This is a genomic window from Ralstonia sp. UBA689 (assembly GCF_002298975.1).
Classification (GTDB): Bacteria; Pseudomonadota; Gammaproteobacteria; order Burkholderiales; family Burkholderiaceae; genus Ralstonia.
In genome coordinates this window covers 50975-67345 of record NZ_DBMV01000039.1, presented here as the reverse complement: position 1 = coordinate 67345, position 16371 = coordinate 50975, and the positions used below count along the sequence as shown (strand labels likewise).

15 protein-coding genes and 1 tRNA gene are annotated in these 16371 nt (G+C 64.8%); 5 read left to right on the top strand and 11 right to left on the bottom strand.

The genetic code is table 11. The features are described from left to right. Positions 1–20 precede the first annotated feature (20 nt). Positions 21–752 (bottom strand): TetR/AcrR family transcriptional regulator, encoded by a 732-nt coding sequence (locus B4F51_RS18495; RefSeq protein ID WP_296227911.1) that lies wholly within the window; start codon positions 750–752, stop codon positions 21–23. 193 nt (positions 753–945) lie between these two features. Between B4F51_RS18495 and B4F51_RS18490 the strand changes: the two genes are divergently transcribed. From B4F51_RS18490 to B4F51_RS18475, 4 genes are all read left to right on the top strand, one after another. Continuing rightward, complete coding sequence (locus B4F51_RS18490) at positions 946–1203, top strand: YkgJ family cysteine cluster protein (RefSeq protein ID WP_296227910.1); 258 nt, start codon at positions 946–948, stop codon at positions 1201–1203. Between the two features lie 6 nt (positions 1204–1209). Next, positions 1210–1803 carry a DUF1439 domain-containing protein gene (locus B4F51_RS18485; protein ID WP_296227909.1) on the top strand — a complete coding sequence of 198 codons (594 nt, stop codon included), beginning with the start codon at positions 1210–1212 and terminating at the stop codon, positions 1801–1803. Between the two features lie 78 nt (positions 1804–1881). Then, the gene (locus tag B4F51_RS18480) at positions 1882–2763 is read left to right on the top strand and encodes an undecaprenyl-diphosphate phosphatase (protein WP_296227908.1); all 882 of its coding nucleotides are present in this window, start codon (positions 1882–1884) and stop codon (positions 2761–2763) included. A gap of 132 nt (positions 2764–2895) precedes the next feature. After that, positions 2896–4008, top strand: coding sequence for an NADH:flavin oxidoreductase/NADH oxidase (locus B4F51_RS18475; RefSeq protein WP_296227907.1), 1113 nt, complete (start codon positions 2896–2898; stop codon positions 4006–4008). A 22-nt stretch (positions 4009–4030) separates the two neighbouring features. Here B4F51_RS18475 and trmB read toward each other — a convergent pair whose 3' ends face one another. From trmB to ubiD, 7 genes are all read right to left on the bottom strand, one after another. Further along, positions 4031–4804 carry a tRNA (guanosine(46)-N7)-methyltransferase TrmB gene (trmB, locus tag B4F51_RS18470; RefSeq protein ID WP_296227906.1) on the bottom strand — a complete coding sequence of 258 codons (774 nt, stop codon included), beginning with the start codon at positions 4802–4804 and terminating at the stop codon, positions 4031–4033. A 75-nt stretch (positions 4805–4879) separates the two neighbouring features. Next, positions 4880–4953 (bottom strand) — tRNA-Gly (locus B4F51_RS18465). A 400-nt stretch (positions 4954–5353) separates the two neighbouring features. After that, on the bottom strand, positions 5354–5950 hold the full coding sequence (locus B4F51_RS18460) for a ParB-like protein (protein ID WP_296227905.1): 597 nt from the start codon (positions 5948–5950) through the stop codon (positions 5354–5356). 172 nt (positions 5951–6122) lie between these two features. After that, a complete protein-coding gene (locus tag B4F51_RS18455) occupies positions 6123–6860 on the bottom strand; it encodes a hypothetical protein (protein ID WP_296227904.1) in 738 nt (245 codons plus the stop codon). A gap of 153 nt (positions 6861–7013) precedes the next feature. After that, positions 7014–9068 (bottom strand): acetoacetate--CoA ligase, encoded by a 2055-nt coding sequence (locus B4F51_RS18450; protein ID WP_296227903.1) that lies wholly within the window; start codon positions 9066–9068, stop codon positions 7014–7016. A 75-nt stretch (positions 9069–9143) separates the two neighbouring features. Then, entirely contained in the window at positions 9144–10649 is a 1506-nt protein-coding gene (locus tag B4F51_RS18445; RefSeq protein WP_296227902.1) for an NAD-dependent succinate-semialdehyde dehydrogenase, read from the bottom strand. 123 nt (positions 10650–10772) lie between these two features. Beyond that, on the bottom strand, positions 10773–12284 hold the full coding sequence (ubiD, locus tag B4F51_RS18440) for a 4-hydroxy-3-polyprenylbenzoate decarboxylase (RefSeq protein ID WP_296227901.1): 1512 nt from the start codon (positions 12282–12284) through the stop codon (positions 10773–10775). 539 nt (positions 12285–12823) lie between these two features. Here ubiD and B4F51_RS18435 point away from each other — a divergent pair. Then, on the top strand, positions 12824–14020 hold the full coding sequence (locus B4F51_RS18435; protein WP_296227900.1) for a lytic transglycosylase domain-containing protein: 1197 nt from the start codon (positions 12824–12826) through the stop codon (positions 14018–14020). Positions 14021–14103: 83 nt separating this feature from the next. Here the strand turns inward: B4F51_RS18435 and B4F51_RS18430 are convergent, their stop codons facing one another. From B4F51_RS18430 to ribH, 3 genes are read right to left on the bottom strand one after another with little or no spacing between them, the layout of a single operon-like run. Beyond that, entirely contained in the window at positions 14104–15288 is a 1185-nt protein-coding gene (locus B4F51_RS18430) for a pyridoxal phosphate-dependent aminotransferase (RefSeq protein ID WP_296227899.1), read from the bottom strand. A gap of 46 nt (positions 15289–15334) precedes the next feature. Continuing rightward, positions 15335–15802, bottom strand: a complete 468-nt coding sequence (gene nusB, locus B4F51_RS18425; protein ID WP_296227898.1) for a transcription antitermination factor NusB — start codon at positions 15800–15802, stop codon at positions 15335–15337. Between the two features lie 39 nt (positions 15803–15841). After that, positions 15842–16345 (bottom strand): 6,7-dimethyl-8-ribityllumazine synthase, encoded by a 504-nt coding sequence (ribH, locus tag B4F51_RS18420; RefSeq protein WP_296227897.1) that lies wholly within the window; start codon positions 16343–16345, stop codon positions 15842–15844. Positions 16346–16371: the final 26 nt, after the last annotated feature.

The following is a 16371-nucleotide window of genomic DNA, read 5'->3' as shown; positions in this document are numbered from 1 at the left end:
GGACATTCCGGCAGCGGGTGTCATGACGCAGCGCCCTCGTCGGCAGCGGGCGGCGTGCGCCAGGGCTTTGCGGTCAGCGGAGGAGGCGGTGGTGCCACCACGCCCGGCACCGGGTTGCGTAGCAAGCCGTGCAACAGCAGCGACACCACGTGGGTGATAAAGGCCTTGGGATCCAGCTCCCGATGCGAACACGGACCGAACGAGTGCTTCCACATCATCAGGAAGATCATTGGCGCGGTCATGGCCAGCGTGGTCATGTCGACGTTGGCTTCGCGGAACTCGCCGTGCGCCACGCCACGCGCCAGGATGCGCGCGAACAGGCGGTCGCAGCGTTCGATGACTTCTTCGTGGTAATACTGGGCCAGATCCGGAAAGTTGCCCGACTCAGCCATCAGCAGCTTGGTCAGGCCGGAGGCGGGGGATTCGCCGATCAGTTCCCACCAGCCCATCAGGATCTCGTGCAGCAGTGCCTCGCTGGTGCCCTCGAAGCTGTCGATCAGGGCTTCGCCCTCGGCCAGCGCGGGCAGCAGGTTTTCCTGCACCACGGCCTTGAACAGTTCTTCCTTGTTGGCGAAGTACAGGTAGACCGTGCCCTTGGATACGCCCGCCGCCGAGGCCACGTCTTCCAGCCGCGTGGCCGCGTAGCCGCGCGCCACGAACAGGCTCAGCGCAGCGGCGACCAGTTCCTGGGGGCGGGCCTCCTTGCGGCGGGTCCAGCGTTTGGCGGAAGACTCGGGATCTCGATCAGTCACGGCGGCAACAGCAATAGAGGTGTCAGTCAGCAGGTATTGGTCACTGACTCACGGATAACTTACTTTCCGGTCATTAATGTACGCACGCCGAGGGAGCGGGTCAAGCGGCATCGGAACCGTCAATCGGACTGGGCCTCGAATGTGCTGGTGCACAATAGCGCTTTCCTTCCCTAATTTGCTGATCTGGACGGACATGGACTGCCGACCCCACTGCGGCGCGTGCTGCGTCGCGCCTTCCATCTCCAGCCCCATTCCCGGCATGCCCGATGGCAAGCCGGCCGGCGTGCGCTGCTCGCAACTGGACGAGGCCAACCGCTGCCGCATCTTTGGCCGCCCGGAACGCCCGGCGGTGTGCGGCAGCCTGCAGCCCGAACCCGACATGTGTGGTGCTTCGGCCGTGCACGCCATGCAGTTCCTGACCCGACTCGAAATCGCCACCGCGGCGCACTGATTTGCCATGACCGATTCCCCCAAACCTGTTGCCCGCTCGATTCGTGTTCGCTGGTGGGCCGGCGCAGCCGCCGCTGCAGTGGCCATTGCAGCCATGCTGGTGGCTTGCATGCCGACCGGCTGGACCGGCGACGGCTACACCTTCTCGCGCGGCCAGATGCAGGAGGCATTGGCGGGCAAGTTTCCATTCCAGCGGCGCTTTCTCGCCTTCTTTGATGTCACGCTCACCAACCCGCAGATCTCGCTGGACCCGGCGCGTAACCGCATCGCGATCCAGGCGGATGCGAGCGTGGAAAGCGGACTGCTCCGTCAGCCGTTGACGGGGCCGCTGGCGGTTTCCAGTGGCCTGCACTACGACGCGCCCACGCGTTCGATCCGCCTGGATCAGCCCAGCGTCGATCGGTTTGATTTGCGGAATGTGCCCGGCGGTCTGGGCCAGCAGATCAGCGCGATCGGCTCGCTGATCGCGGGTCAATTGCTCAACGACTATGCCGTCTACACCTTCAAGCCCGAGCAGTTGAAAGTGGCCGGCATGGCCGTCGAGCCCGGTACAATCACGGTTTTGCCTGAAGGCGTGCACGTGCAGGCCAAGCGGCCTTAGTGCGTTCTTGCTGGCTGCGGCACGCCCAGCGCTTCGTTTCGTTTCCCCCCTTTTTTTGCCCACCTGTTTGCTTACTGCATGGACATTGCACTCGCCATCAAAGCGTTGATTCTCGGCATCGTCGAAGGTCTGACCGAATTCCTTCCCATCTCCAGCACCGGCCACCTGATCCTCGCGGGCCAACTGCTCGACTTCAATGATGAGAAGGGCAAGATCTTCGAGATCGTGATCCAGTTCGGCGCCATCCTGGCGGTGTGCTGGGAGTTCCGCCACAAGATCATCGAGGTGGTGAGGGGCCTGCCCAATGACCCGCGCCAGCAGCGTTTCGCCATCAACGTGATCGTGGCGACGATTCCCGCCATCACGCTTGCGCTGATCTTCGGCAAGGCGATCAAGGCGCATCTCTTCAACCCGATCGTGGTGGCCTCGGCGTTCATCGTCGGCGGCTTTGTGATTCTGTGGGCCGAATGGCGCGAGCGCCATCGCGGGCAGACGCACGACCCGCGCGCCAACGCGCTGCTGGAGGCCGCCAAGGCTGGCGCGCCGCGCATCGAAACGCTTGACGATCTGCGTATCTCCGATGCCATCAAGGTCGGGTTTGCACAATGCTTTGCGCTGATTCCGGGGACTTCGCGTTCGGGCGCGACCATCATCGGCGGCCTGCTCTTCGGCCTGTCGCGCAAGGTAGCGACGGAGTTCTCATTCTTCCTGGCGATTCCCGTGATCTTTGGGGCAACGGTGTACGAGTTGTACAAGTCGCGTGCGCTGCTGTCGGCTGACGATCTGTCGATCTTCGCCATCGGTTTCGTGGCCGCGTTCATCTCGGCGTTCTTCTGCGTGCGTTGGCTGCTGCGCTTCATTGCCACGCACGATTTCCGCGGTTTTGCGTGGTACCGGATCGTGTTCGGCGTGATCGTGCTTGTCACCGCGTACACGCATCTCATCGCTTGGCAGGCTTAAGCCGCGTAAGCGGCAAACATCTCCCCTGATTTCCACATCCCGGCGCGGGTTTTCGCGCCGTCTGCACGATCGGGCGGATTCGGACACACTGGCGGTTTCTTCCGTCAGCCGCTGACAGCCGGTCCCCCGATCATGAGTGCACTTTTCCAGCCTTTCTCCCTGCGCGGGCTCACGCTTGAGAACCGCATCGTCATCTCGCCGATGTGCCAATACTCGGCCGACCATGGTCAGGCTACGGCATGGCATCACACGCATCTGGGCAGCCTGTCGCTCTCGGGCGCGGGCCTGCTGATGATCGAGGCGACCGCCGTGTCGCCGGAAGGGCGCATCACCAACGGCTGCCTGGGTTTGTGGGACGACGCGACGGAAGCTGCATTGGCACGCACGCTTGCCGCCATTCGGCAAAACGCGCTGGTGCCGATCGGCATCCAGATCGCGCACGCTGGCCGCAAGGCATCGAGCGCACGTCCGTGGGAAGGCGGCGCGTTGCTGCCGCTCGATGCGGGCGGCTGGGAGACGATGGGCCCCTCCGCGTTGCCGCAACGCCCCGAAGAACGCGCCCCGCACGAGATGAGCGATGCCGATCTCGCCCGTGTGCGCGATCAGTTTGTCGCCACCGCGCGCCGCGTTGTCCACCTGGGGTTGGCTGCCATCGAGCTGCACTGTGCGCACGGCTACCTGCTGCACGAATTCCTTTCGCCGATTGCCAACCAGCGCACCGATGCGTATGGCGGCTCGCGCGAGAACCGCATGCGTTATCCGCTGGAGATTTTCGAGGCGGTGCGTGCAGCCGTACCGGACAACATTCCGGTGGGCGTACGCGTATCGGCCACTGATTGGGTGGAGGGCGGTTGGACGCCGGAGGATTCGGTCGTGTTTGCGCAGGCGCTGCGTGCGCGTGGCTGCGATTGGATCGATGCCTCGTCAGGCGGCGTGTCGTCGCTGCAGCAGATTCCGCTGTCGGCCGGTTACCAGGTGCCGTTTGCCGAGAAGATTCGCCTTGAGGCGCAGATTCCGACCATCGCCGTCGGCCTCATCAACGAGCCGCGCGAGGCGGAGGCCATCATCGCGGAAGGGCGTGCAGACCTGGTCGCGATCGGCCGTGCGTTCCTCTTCAACCCGCATTGGGCATGGGCCGCGGCGGCCGAGCTGGGCGCCACCGTCAAGGCGCCGCCGCAATACTGGCGAGCCTTCCCGCGTCACGCCAAGAATCTTTTCGGCGAGACGCGCTTCGGCGCGCGCTAAACCATCAAGCGCCCGGGCGTGGTCAGGCGCGCTTGCGGAAGACTACGTCCCACACGCCGTGCCCGAGGCGCAGGCCGCGCTTCTCGAACTTGGTGACGGGGCGGTAATCGGGGCGCGGGGCGAAGCCGCTTGCGGTGTTCTCGAGCAGCGGCTCGGCCGAGAGCACCTCCAGCATCTGGTGAGCGTATTCCTCCCAGTCTGTTGCGCAGTGCAGGTAGCCGCCGGGCTTCAGGTGCGCGGCCAGGCGTGCCACAAACGGGCCCTGGATCAGGCGCCGCTTGTTGTGGCGCTTCTTGTGCCACGGGTCGGGGAAGAACACGTGGATGCCATCCAACGTACCTTCCGGAATCATCTGTGCCAGCACTTCCACCGCATCGTGCGAGACGATGCGGATGTTGCCAATCTCGCGTTCGCCGATCAGCTTGAGCAGCGCGCCCACGCCCGGCTCGTGCACTTCCACGCCCAGAAAATCGTCGTCCGGACGCAGTTGCGCGATGTGCGCGGTGGTCTCGCCCATGCCGAAGCCGATTTCGAAGATGCGCTTGGCGCCCGTGCGGCCGAAGGCGGCGTCCCAATCGAGCGGCGCGGTGCTGTAAGGCAGTTGGAAGCGCGGGCCGAGTTCGTCGATGGCGCGCTGTTGGCCGGTCGAGGTGCGGCCAGCGCGGCGCACGAAGGAGCGGATGCGGCGCGGGTGGCCGGCGCCGGTGTCCAATTCGGTGCTATCGGCGGTGCTAGCGTCTTGTGATTCCGGCGTAGCGTCGTCGGGGCCGGTGCCCGGCTGTTCGGTGGGCTGCATGAAGATCCCGTGCCGTCTGCCACGAGGGCGGGCAGGCAACAAAAAAGCCGCCGAGGGCGGCTTCAGACAATTCGGTGGAGCGGGCGATGGGAATCGAACCCACGGCTCTAGCTTGGGAAGCTAGGGTATTACCATTATACGACGCCCGCGTAGCCCAACATTCTATGCGGGGTTGCGGCGGTTGGGCAAGCGGAGTGAGGGCGGTCGCATGAAAAGTGGCGTTGCTGGCACACTGTGCGCTGCATTCGCAGCTGCCTGGTTCCAGGCAGGACTTCGCCCAGCCCGAGTGGGGCTGGGCCACGGTATTGGCCCGGAAGGCGCCCTATGCATGCTGTCACCGACAATTCCCATGATTCACCTTGCAGCATGTTGTCTTGAGGCATCCCTTAGAAGGAGTGTGCTCTCGCACCCAAGCGAACTTCGGTGAGCCGATTGACCAGCAATTGGAGGAAGCCACCATTCGCTCTCGCGTTTCCTGAGCGCACGCTGAAAGCGAGCATGTGCCACGAGCGTTGGTGCGATCGGGTGGGCGGCCGACCGGCTATGTCGCTATTTCGTCTTGTATCCCGGTAACCCGCTGGCGAGCTTGTTGTGTGCCAGCGGCAGCGCGCAGCGTACGGCGGCCTGGAAGTCGGTCTGCAGGTCTTCAATCGAAATGGCGCGACGGAAAAAATCCGCCCACACGAATTCTGCGAAAGCGGTGGGCGTTTTGTCGTAGCCGCCGGCATTGCGCACGTAGCCGGCCAGCGAGCGATAAGAGTCGTCGATCAGCTTGTCCAGGCAGTCGGGAATGGCCGCGTAGTAATGCCGGACGCCATGCGCGTCGAGAGGATGGCCCCATAGGTTCTTGTCCATTTCTTTCCAGAAATCGTCGATGTGGCACTTGGACAGATCCGCTTCCACCTCGAAATAGCCGATGGCCACGCGGCTTTCCAAGGCGGCCCGCCCGAGGTGGTGGTGATCGGTGATGTACAGCTTGCCTTGAGGCCCAAGCACGGCTGGGATCGGATGGGCCTGCATGAGCGCCTGCTGGTCCGTAAGCGCAAGCGACATGAGGTGTTGCTTCTTGTCCTGGACTTCGATCATGCCCACGGTCAGTTGCGTGGGGCGCAGGTCGTGAATGGGGGACTCGTGAATCTTAGACATGGTGCGCTCTCGGTTGGGCCACCGGGCGGGGGCCGGTCATCTAAGCGCAGCACAGCAAGTGCGGGAAGGTCAGGGCGTTCGGCCGGCTTCGCTCGATCCGTTTCCCTTCGGGGCAGCGGCATTTGCCGGCCATCAGCCGTTCGGTGTTATCGGATCGGCCAGGCGTGGGTCTTTAACGGCGCTGCGCCATTGCCCGCATGGCCGCATCGACGAATCGGGCAGCAGCCGTTTCGCCAGCGGCGGGAGTTGCGGCCCTGGCGCAGGCGGCAATCACGTGACATAGCGATTCCGTATCCTCTCGGCAGCCGCGCAGCAAGGGCAGGGCGGCGCCGGCGGCCGAGCCGAAATGGGTGATGGTCAGCCGCATCAGTTCCACCTTGAGCACATTGGGCAGCACGTCAGCCAACTCGGGCGAAACAGGGGCAGGTGGAATGGGCGTCCGAGCCTCCGGGACGGGCACCTCCGGCGATTCCCAGGTAGGCAGGCGCGGCTCATTGGCGGCCGGTACGTCGGCGGGGGCGGCTACCGTTTGCAGGCCGAGCGTCATGCCGGTCAGTGGCGGCAGTTCGTCATAGATGGCCGAGAGCGCGCCATGCGCCGTTTCTGCGTCGAAGAGTAGGCGGTTGAAGTAGGTGATGGGGTGAAACGGATCGGCAGATGGCGCCGGGTCTGGCGCCTCTTCCAGCGAGACGCCTGGCAGCACGTCGACCATTCCGGCCTGTTGCAGCCCGATGAGCAGCGCGTCCAGATCGGACCAATCGCTCAGCAGTTGGTGCAATTGCCCGACCGTGCGGGCTCCATCGATGAGGATGAGCAGATGGCGCTGGCGCATCTGCATATCGTGGCGACGCGCAGCCAACGCTTCGCGGCCGTCCTCGGTCTTGATCAGGACGCTCGTCGTTGCAAGCATGGTGACTCCCCGTATCGAAGCGCGCGTTGCACGCTTCTAAGCAGCAAGCCCAGTGTCTTGGTGCACCGGTGCATTCTGTACGTTAGTCAGCCTGTCTGTGCCATGCCATCGTACGATTGGCGGAGACTGTAAAGCCTAAGACAACCGATCGGTCTAGCTCCGCCACGATTCCAGCGCCGGAGCGGCTTCGCCCGCAGCGCCGGTTTGCGCGGCCAGCGTGCTGGCGTAGTCCGCATACCACGCCAGCACGTTCGGATTGGCCATCGCATCAGGATTGGCGATGCGCTCGGGCGGCGCACCCAGCAACAGTTTCTTGATCGGCACCTCCATCTTCTTGCCCGACAGCGTGCGCGGCACGCCCGGCGCCTGGACGATGACGTTGGGCACATGTCGCGCCGACAGCCCTGCCCGGATGCGCGCATTGATGGTGTCGCGCAATGTGCCGTCCAGCACGGCGTGCTCTCGCAGCACGACAAAGAGCGGCATGAACGATTCGCGGCCCAGGAATTCCAGATCGACGACGAGGCTGTCGAGCACTTCGGGCAGGTCTTCCACCACGCGGTACAACTCGGCCGTGCCCATGCGGATGCCGTGGCGGTTGATGGTGGCGTCCGAGCGCCCGTAGATGATGGCGCCGCCGCGCGGGGTGATCTTGATCCAGTCGCCGTGGCGCCACTGGCCGGGGTACATGTCGAAGTAGCTGTCGCGGTAGCGGCTGCCGTCGGCATCGCCCCAGAAGAACAGCGGCATCGACGGAATGGGCGCGGTGCACACCAACTCACCCACCGCATTGATGAGCGGCTGGCCAGCCTCGTCCAGCGCCTCCACGCGCGAGCCGAGATTGCGGCATTGCATCTCACCGGCGTAGACGGGCAGGGTGGCCACACCGCCCACAAAGCAGCCGGCGAAGTCGGTGCCGCCCGAGATCGGATTGAGCCACACATCGGCCTTCACATGGCGATAGATCCAGTCGTACGCCTCGGCGGAGAGTGGTGAGCCAGTCGAACCGACTGCGCGCAGCTTCGACAGGTCGAAATCGCGGCCCGGCTCGATGCCGGCTTTCAGGCAGTTGGCGAAGAATGCCGCGCCTGCGCCGAAGAAGGTCACGCCCGCATCCTGGGCGAAGCGCCACAGCGTGTTGAGATCGGGCGTGCCGGGGTTGCCATCGTAGATTGCCAGCGTGACGCCGCCGAGCAGGCCGCTGGCCTGCGAATTCCACATGACCCAGCCGGTGCTGCTGTACCAGTGGTAGACGTCTTCCGGGCCCAGATCCAGATGCAACGCGCCCATCATCGTCTGCACCAGCAGCAGGCCGCCGTGGCCGTGCACGATGGGTTTGGGCATGCCGGTGGTGCCGGACGAATAGAGAATCCACAGCGGGTGGTCGGCCGCCACGGGCGTGACGACCAGTGGTACATCATGCGCGGTGATGTCGCGCCAGTCCTTGGCTTGCGGGAAGCGCGCGCGGTCAATCTCGCCATGCAGTTGCGGCACGAGTACGAGGTGTTCGACCGTCGGCAGCGCGGCAACCATGTCCGCGACCACGCCCGTGCGGTCGAACGCGCGACCGCCATAGTGATAGCCATCCACCGCGATCAGCACCTTGGGTTCGATCTGGCGGAAGCGGTCGATCACGGCCACCTGGCCCATGTCGGGCGCGCAGACCGACCAGATGGCCCCCACGCTGGCCGTGGCAAGGAAGGCGACGATGGCGTCCGGCGTGTTCGGCAGGTACGCGGCAACGCGGTCGCCGGGCACCACGCCCATCTTGCGCAGCGCATCGGCCAGCGAGGCGACGCGGCGGCGTAGCTCGCGCCATGACAGATCGGCCAGCGGCTTGGTCTCGCTCGCATAGCGGATGACGGTGCGGTCGGGGTTGCCGCCTTCCTCCACATGGCGCATCACCTGATCGACGTAGTTCAGCTTGGCGCCGACCAGCCATTGCGCGCCGGGCATGGTGCGGTCGCCCAGCATCTGCGTGAAGGGTGTGGAGGCACGCAGGTCGAGGTAATCCCAGACGGAGGTCCAGAACGCTTCGAGGTTGGTGGTGGACCACTCCCAGAGTTGCGCGTAGCCCTCGGGGGTGTTGGCCGAGAAGCGCAAGCCGCGCTCGCGTGCGAGCCAGTCGAGGTAATGCGTCAGGCGCGAGCGCGCAATGACGTCAGCCGAGGGCGTCCACAGCAGGGCGCCTTCCTGGATGGTGCTCATGTGTCTCCTCCGCCGTTAGGCAAGGGGGAGGCCGCCCGCTCTATATGGCGGGTCGACCGGTGGGTTGGGGATGGCTCAGATGCCGCCCATGCACAGGTACTTCAGTTCGAGATACTCATCGATGCCGTAGACCGAACCTTCACGGCCCAGACCCGATTGCTTGATGCCGCCGAATGGCGCCACCTCGTTGGAGATCAGCCCCGTGTTGATGCCGACCATCCCGTATTCGAGCTGCTCGGCCACGCGCCAGATGCGGCCGATGTCACGGCTGAAGAAATATGAGGCAAGGCCGAATTCGGTGTCGTTGGCCAGGCGCACGACTTCCGCTTCGTCCTGGAACTTGAAGATGGCGGAGACGGGGCCAAAGGTTTCTTCACGCGCGATGAGCATGTCGGGCGTGGCATCGGCCAGCACGGTGGGCTCCACGAAGCGCTGTGAACCGAAGCCCTGCATCAGCTTGCCGCCAGCGGTCAGGCGCGCGCCCTTCTGTGTGGCGTCGCTGATGTGCCGCTGCACTTTCTCGACAGCTTGGTCGTCGATCAGCGGACCTTGCACCACGCCCGCATCGAAGCCGTTGCCGACCTTGATGCCCTTGACCTTGGCCGACAGTTTCTCGACAAACGCGTCGTAGACCGACGCATGCACGTAGAAGCGGTTCGTGCACACGCAGGTCTGGCCCGCGTTGCGGTATTTCGATTGCACCGCGCCTTCCACGGCGGCATCGAGGTCCGCATCGTCGAACACAATGAACGGCGCATGGCCGCCCAGCTCCAGCGCTACCTTCTTCACCGTCGGCGAGCACTGCTGCATCAGAATGCGGCCCACCGGCGTCGAGCCTGTGAACGACAGATGCCGCACGATCGGTGATTCGCACAGCGCCTTGCCAATCGCGATCGAGCGATCTGCATCGCCCGTCACCACGTTGACCACGCCCTTGGGAATGCCCGCGCGGTGCGCCAGCTCAGCCATTGCCAGGGCCGACAACGGCGTCTGCTCGGCCGGCTTGATGACGATGGTGCAGCCTGCGGCCAATGCTGGCGCCACTTTGCGGGTGATCATCGCCAGCGGGAAGTTCCACGGCGTGATGGAAGCGCACACGCCCACCGGCTGCTTGAGCACCACCATGCGCTTGTCGCGCCAGGTGCTGGCCATCACGTCGCCGGAGACGCGCTTGGCCTCTTCGGCAAACCATTCGATGAAGGAAGCGCCGTAGAGGATCTCGCCGCGGGCTTCGGCCAGCGGCTTGCCCTGCTCGGCGGTCATCAGCGCGGCGAGGTCGTCGGCGTTGGCGATGAGCAGGTCGAACCAGCGGCGCAGGATGGTCGCGCGGTCTTTGCCGGTCAGTTCGCGCCAGGCGGGCCAGGCCGCGTTGGCGGCGTCGATGGCGTGCAGCGTCTCCGCGTGGCCCAGATTGGCGACATCGGTCAGCTGTGTGTTGGTGGCGGGGTCGTAGACGGGGAAGGTGGCGCCGTCCGCTGCGCCGATCCAGTTGCCGTCCACGTAGGACTGCGTTTTGACGAGGGTGCGGTCTTTGATGCGCTCCAACGTGTTGGCGGCGGTGGAGTCGAGTGCTTCGGCCATGGCGGTCTCCGAAAGGAAGCAAGGCAGACCGGGAGGCCTGCCTATTAGATGCAGCAGTCGCTTAACTCGCTAAGAATAACCGAACGATCGTTCGCTTGCTGATTCCGCCGCCAAGCCGCGCTGCTACTGGAAGAGCGTGTCCCACATGGCGTCGACCCTGGTCTTGACGGCCGCGTCCATGACGATGGGCTGGCCCCATTCGCGCGTGGTCTCGCCGGGCCATTTGTTGGTGGCGTCGATGCCCATCTTGGAGCCCAGGCCCGATACAGGCGAGGCAAAGTCGAGGTAGTCGATGGGGGTGTTCTCCACCATCACCGTGTCGCGTGCCGGATCCACGCGCGTGGTGATCGCCCAGATCACTTCCTTCCAGTCGCGCAGGTCCACGTCGTCGTCCACCACCACGATGAACTTCGTATACATGAACTGCCGCAGGAAGCTCCACACGCCGAACATCACGCGCTTGGCGTGGCCGGCGTACTGCTTCTTCATGCTGACCAGCGCCATGCGGTAGCTGCAACCCTCGGGCGGCAGGTAGAAGTCGGCAATCTCCGGAAACTGCTTTTGCAGCAGCGGCACGAACACTTCGTTGAGCGCCACGCCCAGCACGGCCGGTTCGTCGGGCGGCTTACCCGTATACGTGGAGTGATAGATCGGATCGCGCCGCATGGTGATGCGCTCGACGGTGAAGACGGGGAACCAGTCCTGCTCGTTGTAGTAACCGGTATGGTCGCCAAACGGGCCTTCGAGCGCATGCTGATAGCCGCTCGGGTGTGTCGGGTCTGGCTGGATGTGGCCTTCGAGCACGATCTCGGCGCCAGCCGGCACCTGCAACTGGGCCTGCGCGAGCGACGGGGTGAGGCATGTCGCCAGCTCGGTTCTGCTGCCGCGCAGCAAGCCCGCGAACTGGTATTCCGAGAGCGTATCCGGCACCGGCGTCACGGCGCCGAGGATGGTGGCTGGATCCGCACCCAGCGCCACGGCAATCGGGAAGGGCTGGCCCGGGTTGGCGATGGCGTGCTCACGAAAGTCCAGCGCGCCGCCCCGATGCGCCAGCCAGCGCATGATGACTTGGTTGCGGCCGATGACCTGCTGGCGGTAGATGCCCAGGTTCTGCCGCTTCTTGTGCGGTCCGCGCGTGATGACCAGCCCCCACGTCACCAGTGGTGCGGCATCGCCGGGCCAGCACGTCTGCACGGGAATGCGCGACAGATCCACATCGTCGCCTTCCCACACGATCTCCTGGCACGCCGGCGACGACACCTTGCGCGGTGCCATGTCCCACACGGCCTTGGCCATGGTCCACAGCTTGCCGACCTCGCGCAGGCCATGCGGCGGCTCGGGTTCCTTTAAAGCGGAGAGCAGGCGGCCCACGTCGCGTAGCTCGTCGAGCGACTCCGCGCCCATGCCCAGCGCTACGCGACGCGGCGTGCCGAACAGGTTGGCGAGCACCGGCATGTTGTACTTGTGCGCGCCATCCACGGGCTGCTCGAACACGACCGCCGGCCCTTCAGCGCGCAGCAGACGGTCGCAGACTTCGGTCATCTCCAGCCGCGGAGAGACCGGCTGGCGCACCCGGCGCAGCTCGCCGGAGCGTTCCAGTTGGGCGAGAAAGTCACGTAAGTCCCTGTATTGCATGGAGATTTGTAACCAGAGGTAAGAGAGAAGTCGACGGTCATGCACATGCCGAGACCCGCCAAATGGCCGTCTCGGCCGGATTTTTTTGGTGTAGGCGGGGTGGCCGCGATTGTACGGCCAAAACTTCGCGGCACCCTGATGACAGAACGAACCGCAGGTCAGTTGGCCCCAACAACGCGGGGTTTTTTATAACTTCTGGATATGAATTTTGATTTCTTTATGATTGACTTGGCATAACGCGCTTCCTACAATCCAATCCGATCTGGTAATTGTTGCAACGCAACATGTTTTCGGCTATTGCCATCGCCCTGCTCTCGTTCGTATGAGGGGCGACGCCAGAGCACTTCAGTATTGCTGCGGGACGTGACCTCCCCAAGGACACGCCCCGCAATTGTCTGGGCACATGGGGAGTGCCCCCAACAGATGCCGGCTGACTGCAACAGCGCGGCATCCTTACTAGAAACCGTTGCGATTCGAAACGCACGGCGCCATGCAAAAGAAAGGCGCCTACCGGATCAGCGCAGCGGACGGAGGTAAGTATGAACGGTTGGAAAACCCTTCATTCTTCCGGGATCGGTTCGGCGCTGCAACGCCGGCTCGTCGCCCCGGTCGGCCGCCGCCTTGCGCGTGCTGGTCAGTATGCGCTGCCACGTCGGTTGCGCATGGAGTTGAACGCAGGGGGCGCCGTTGCGCCCCGCAATGAGTTGCATCCCGGTGTCCTGCTGGTCTTCCGCAGTGGGCATGTCGTGCTCAACAGCATCGGCGTGCTGGCGGTGGTGGCTGCGGTCGCGCTCTCGCTCAACGGCGAGTGGCGTGCCATGGTCGCCCAGCGCGTGCTGCATTTCACGCCGGGTGTCAGCGCCAATGTGATTTCGGCCAACCCTTCGCCCGCTGTGGCGGTCGGGGTGCAGCCGGTCGCATTTGCACCGGCCGTGCCTTCGGCTGGCACGGGTGCGGCCCAGGCTGTTGCCCCCGCTGCTGCCGTGCAAGGCGGCACGGTGGCGGCTGCAGGCTGGGACTCGCTGTCAAAGGTGCCGTCCGTGGCCGAGCTGGCCGCGCAAATCCCGAACACGCAGGTCGTCCGCGACGCGCGTGAGTCGGCGACCACGGGTACGCCGCGCGAGCAGGCCGCTGTGGCGGAGTACATCGCCCGCAAGTACCGCGTGGCAGCCACCGCCACCGGGCAACTGGTGAAGGCCGCATACCAGACCGGCAAGGAAGTCGGCCTGGATCCGCTGCTGATCCTGGGCGTGATGGCCATCGAGTCCAGCTTCAACCCGTTCGCGGAAAGCGGTATGGGCGCGCAGGGCTTGATGCAGGTGATGACCAAGGTCCACCAGGATAAGTACGAAGTGATGGGTGGCGTGGGCGCCGCGCTCAATCCGTACGCCAACATCAAGGTCGGTGCGCTGGTGCTGAAGGATTGCATCGCGCGTGCCGGTTCGATCGAAGGCGGCCTGAAGCTGTATGTCGGTGCGGTCACGCAGGGCGACGGCGGCTACGGCGGCAAAGTGCTGCAGGAGCGTTCCCGCCTGCGCATGGTGGCCACGGGTCATAAGTCGCCGGTGACGATGGCATCCGAGCGCGAAGCGGTGAAGCCGGTCGCGCCTGTGACGCAGGCTGAGGCACAGACTCAAGCTGCCAAGCCGGCCGTCAAGCCGCCGGTTGCTGGCCAGCAGGAAGAGGCGCGCCTGGACGACAAGTCGCACAGCGCTACTCGCGAGGGCCAGGCCTGATTACCAGGTACTTGCTGCTCTATATAGAGAAAGGCCGTCCCTCGGGACGGCCTTTTTGTTTGGGCGATTCAGAAACAGCGGGATCAGCGCCTGAACAGTTTGCCGAGCCGTTCCACAGCTTCTTCCAGGTGGTCCATTGCCGTGGCGTAGGACAGGCGGATGTAGTGCTGTGCAGTGTGTGGGCCGAAATCCAGCCCCGGCACGAGCACGACGCCAGCGTCGTGCAGCATCGACTGCGTGAGCGCATCGGCGTTGGCGGCGTGCGGATGGTTCACGCCGCGGCAGTCCGCGTAGACATAGAACGCGCCGTCCGGCTTGACCGGCACCTTGAAGCCGAGCGACTCCAGCGCCGGCACGATGAAATCCCGCCGGCGGCGGAATTCGGCCTTGCGGTCCTCATAGATGGCGAGCGCTTCCGGCTCAAAGCAGGCCAGCGCCGCATATTGCGCCACGGCTGACGCGCAGATGAACAGGTTCTGCGCCACCTTCTCGAACTGCGGCACCAATTCAGTGGGCGCCACCAGCCAGCCGAGCCGCCAGCCGGTCATGTTGAAATACTTCGAAAAGCTGTTGATTGTGACGACATCGTCGCCGAACGACAACGCGGAGACCGGTGCTTTGTCGTACGACAGCCCCTGGTAAATCTCATCGACGATCGAAAACCCACCGCGCGCGCGCGCCGTCTGCACGATGCGCTGCAGTTCGTCCGGCAGGATGGACGTGCCGGTCGGGTTGGAAGGGGAGGCCAGCAGCACGCCCTGCGTGCGGGTGTTCCAGTTGGTTTCGACCTGCGCGGCGGTCAGTTGGAAGCGTTCTTCCGGCCCCGACGGCACCAGCTTCGCCACGCCATCGAAGGCGGCCACGAAATGCCGGTTGCACGGATAGCTCGGATCGGGCATCAGCACTTCGCCGCCGATTTCCACCAGCACCGCGCAAGCCAGCAGCAGCGCCGCCGATGCACCGGCCGTGACGATGATGCGCTCGGGCGCAATATCGAGGCCGTAGGTGGTCTGGTAGTAGCGGGCGATCGCCTCGCGCAGCGGGCGGATGCCGAGCGCCCCGGTGTACTGCGTTACACCGCGCCGCATCGCATCGGCTGCGGCGCGCACGACGGGCTCGGCGGCAGTGAAGTCCGGCTCGCCGATGCCCATGTGGATAATGCTGCGCCCCGCCAGTTCCAGCTCGCGGGCCTGCTTGGCCAGCTCCATCACGTGAAAAGCGCGGATATTGGCCAGCCGGGCGGCTGTCTGCAGGCGGTAGGCGTCCATCTTGGAGCGGATCAAAAAGGGGTGAAGCGAACAGCAAACGCCGCGATCAGCGGCGGGCGGCAACCTCGACGGCACGCACTTGGGCGGCCAGCTTGTCCAGCACGCCGTTGACGTACTTGTAGCCTTCCACGCCGCCGAAGGTCTTGGTCAGTTCCACGGCCTCGTTGATGACGACCTTGTACGGAATGTCTACGCAGTGCACCAGTTCGTACGCGCCGACCAGCAGGGCCGCGCGCTCGACCGGCGACAGCTCGGCGACCGGGCGGTCCAGGAACGGCGTGAAGCTCTCGGTGAGCGTCGCTTCTTCGCGGATGGCGCCGTGCAGCAGGGCGTCGAAGTGCGCACGGTCGGCCTTGTTGAAGCCTTGCGCGTCTTGCAGGTGCGCTTCGACCACGCCCGGGTCGTTGCGGTTGAGCAGCCATTGGTACAGGCCCTGCAGCGCCAGTTCGCGCGCGCGGCGGCGCGCGCTTTTGGCAGGTGCCTTGGTCTTGGCCGGGGAATTGTCTTGCGTCATGGAAAAAGCCTTTGCGCGGGAGGTTGTCAGTACGCGCGCTTATTCGTTCTCGCCATCGTCGTCGTCATGGCCGTGGTCCTGCAGGCTGTCGAGCGCGGCGGTCAGGTTGGCCATTTCAACGGCGGCTCGGGCGCAGTCGCGGCCCTTCTCGCGGGTGCGGGCATGGGCCTGCGCGTCGGTGTCGGTGGTCAGGATGCCGTTGGCGATGGCGATGTTGAAATCCAGGCCAACGCGCGTGATGCCGGCGCCGGATTCGTTGGACACCAGCTCGAAGTGGTACGTCTCGCCGCGGATCACGGCACCCAGCGCGATCAGCGCGTCGAACTGGCCTGATTCGGCCATCTTCTGCAGCGCCAGCGGCGCTTCCAGCGCACCGGGCACCGTCACCAGCAGCACGTCTTCGCCGGCCACGCCGAGTTGCTCGAGTTCATCGATGCACGCCTCGCGCAGCGCCTCGCACACGGGCTCGTTGAAGCGCGCCTGGACGATGCCGATGCGCAGGCCTTCGCCGTTGAGATTGGTCGGGTAGAAGCCGTGGTCCATGGTGTATTCCGGTTGGGGTTGCCAGA

Coding starts and splice junctions, on each gene's coding strand:
- B4F51_RS18490 (WP_296227910.1), top strand. CDS start 946: ATGGACTGCCGACCCCACTGCGGCGCGTGCTGCGTCGCGCCTTCCATC.
- B4F51_RS18485 (WP_296227909.1), top strand. CDS start 1,210: ATGACCGATTCCCCCAAACCTGTTGCCCGCTCGATTCGTGTTCGCTGG.
- B4F51_RS18480 (WP_296227908.1), top strand. CDS start 1,882: ATGGACATTGCACTCGCCATCAAAGCGTTGATTCTCGGCATCGTCGAA.
- B4F51_RS18475 (WP_296227907.1), top strand. CDS start 2,896: ATGAGTGCACTTTTCCAGCCTTTCTCCCTGCGCGGGCTCACGCTTGAG.
- trmB (WP_296227906.1), bottom strand. CDS start 4,804: ATGCAGCCCACCGAACAGCCGGGCACCGGCCCCGACGACGCTACGCCG.
- B4F51_RS18460 (WP_296227905.1), bottom strand. CDS start 5,950: ATGTCTAAGATTCACGAGTCCCCCATTCACGACCTGCGCCCCACGCAA.
- B4F51_RS18455 (WP_296227904.1), bottom strand. CDS start 6,860: ATGCTTGCAACGACGAGCGTCCTGATCAAGACCGAGGACGGCCGCGAA.
- B4F51_RS18450 (WP_296227903.1), bottom strand. CDS start 9,068: ATGAGCACCATCCAGGAAGGCGCCCTGCTGTGGACGCCCTCGGCTGAC.
- B4F51_RS18445 (WP_296227902.1), bottom strand. CDS start 10,649: ATGGCCGAAGCACTCGACTCCACCGCCGCCAACACGTTGGAGCGCATC.
- ubiD (WP_296227901.1), bottom strand. CDS start 12,284: ATGCAATACAGGGACTTACGTGACTTTCTCGCCCAACTGGAACGCTCC.
- B4F51_RS18435 (WP_296227900.1), top strand. CDS start 12,824: ATGAACGGTTGGAAAACCCTTCATTCTTCCGGGATCGGTTCGGCGCTG.
- B4F51_RS18430 (WP_296227899.1), bottom strand. CDS start 15,288: ATGGACGCCTACCGCCTGCAGACAGCCGCCCGGCTGGCCAATATCCGC.
- nusB (WP_296227898.1), bottom strand. CDS start 15,802: ATGACGCAAGACAATTCCCCGGCCAAGACCAAGGCACCTGCCAAAAGC.
- ribH (WP_296227897.1), bottom strand. CDS start 16,345: ATGGACCACGGCTTCTACCCGACCAATCTCAACGGCGAAGGCCTGCGC.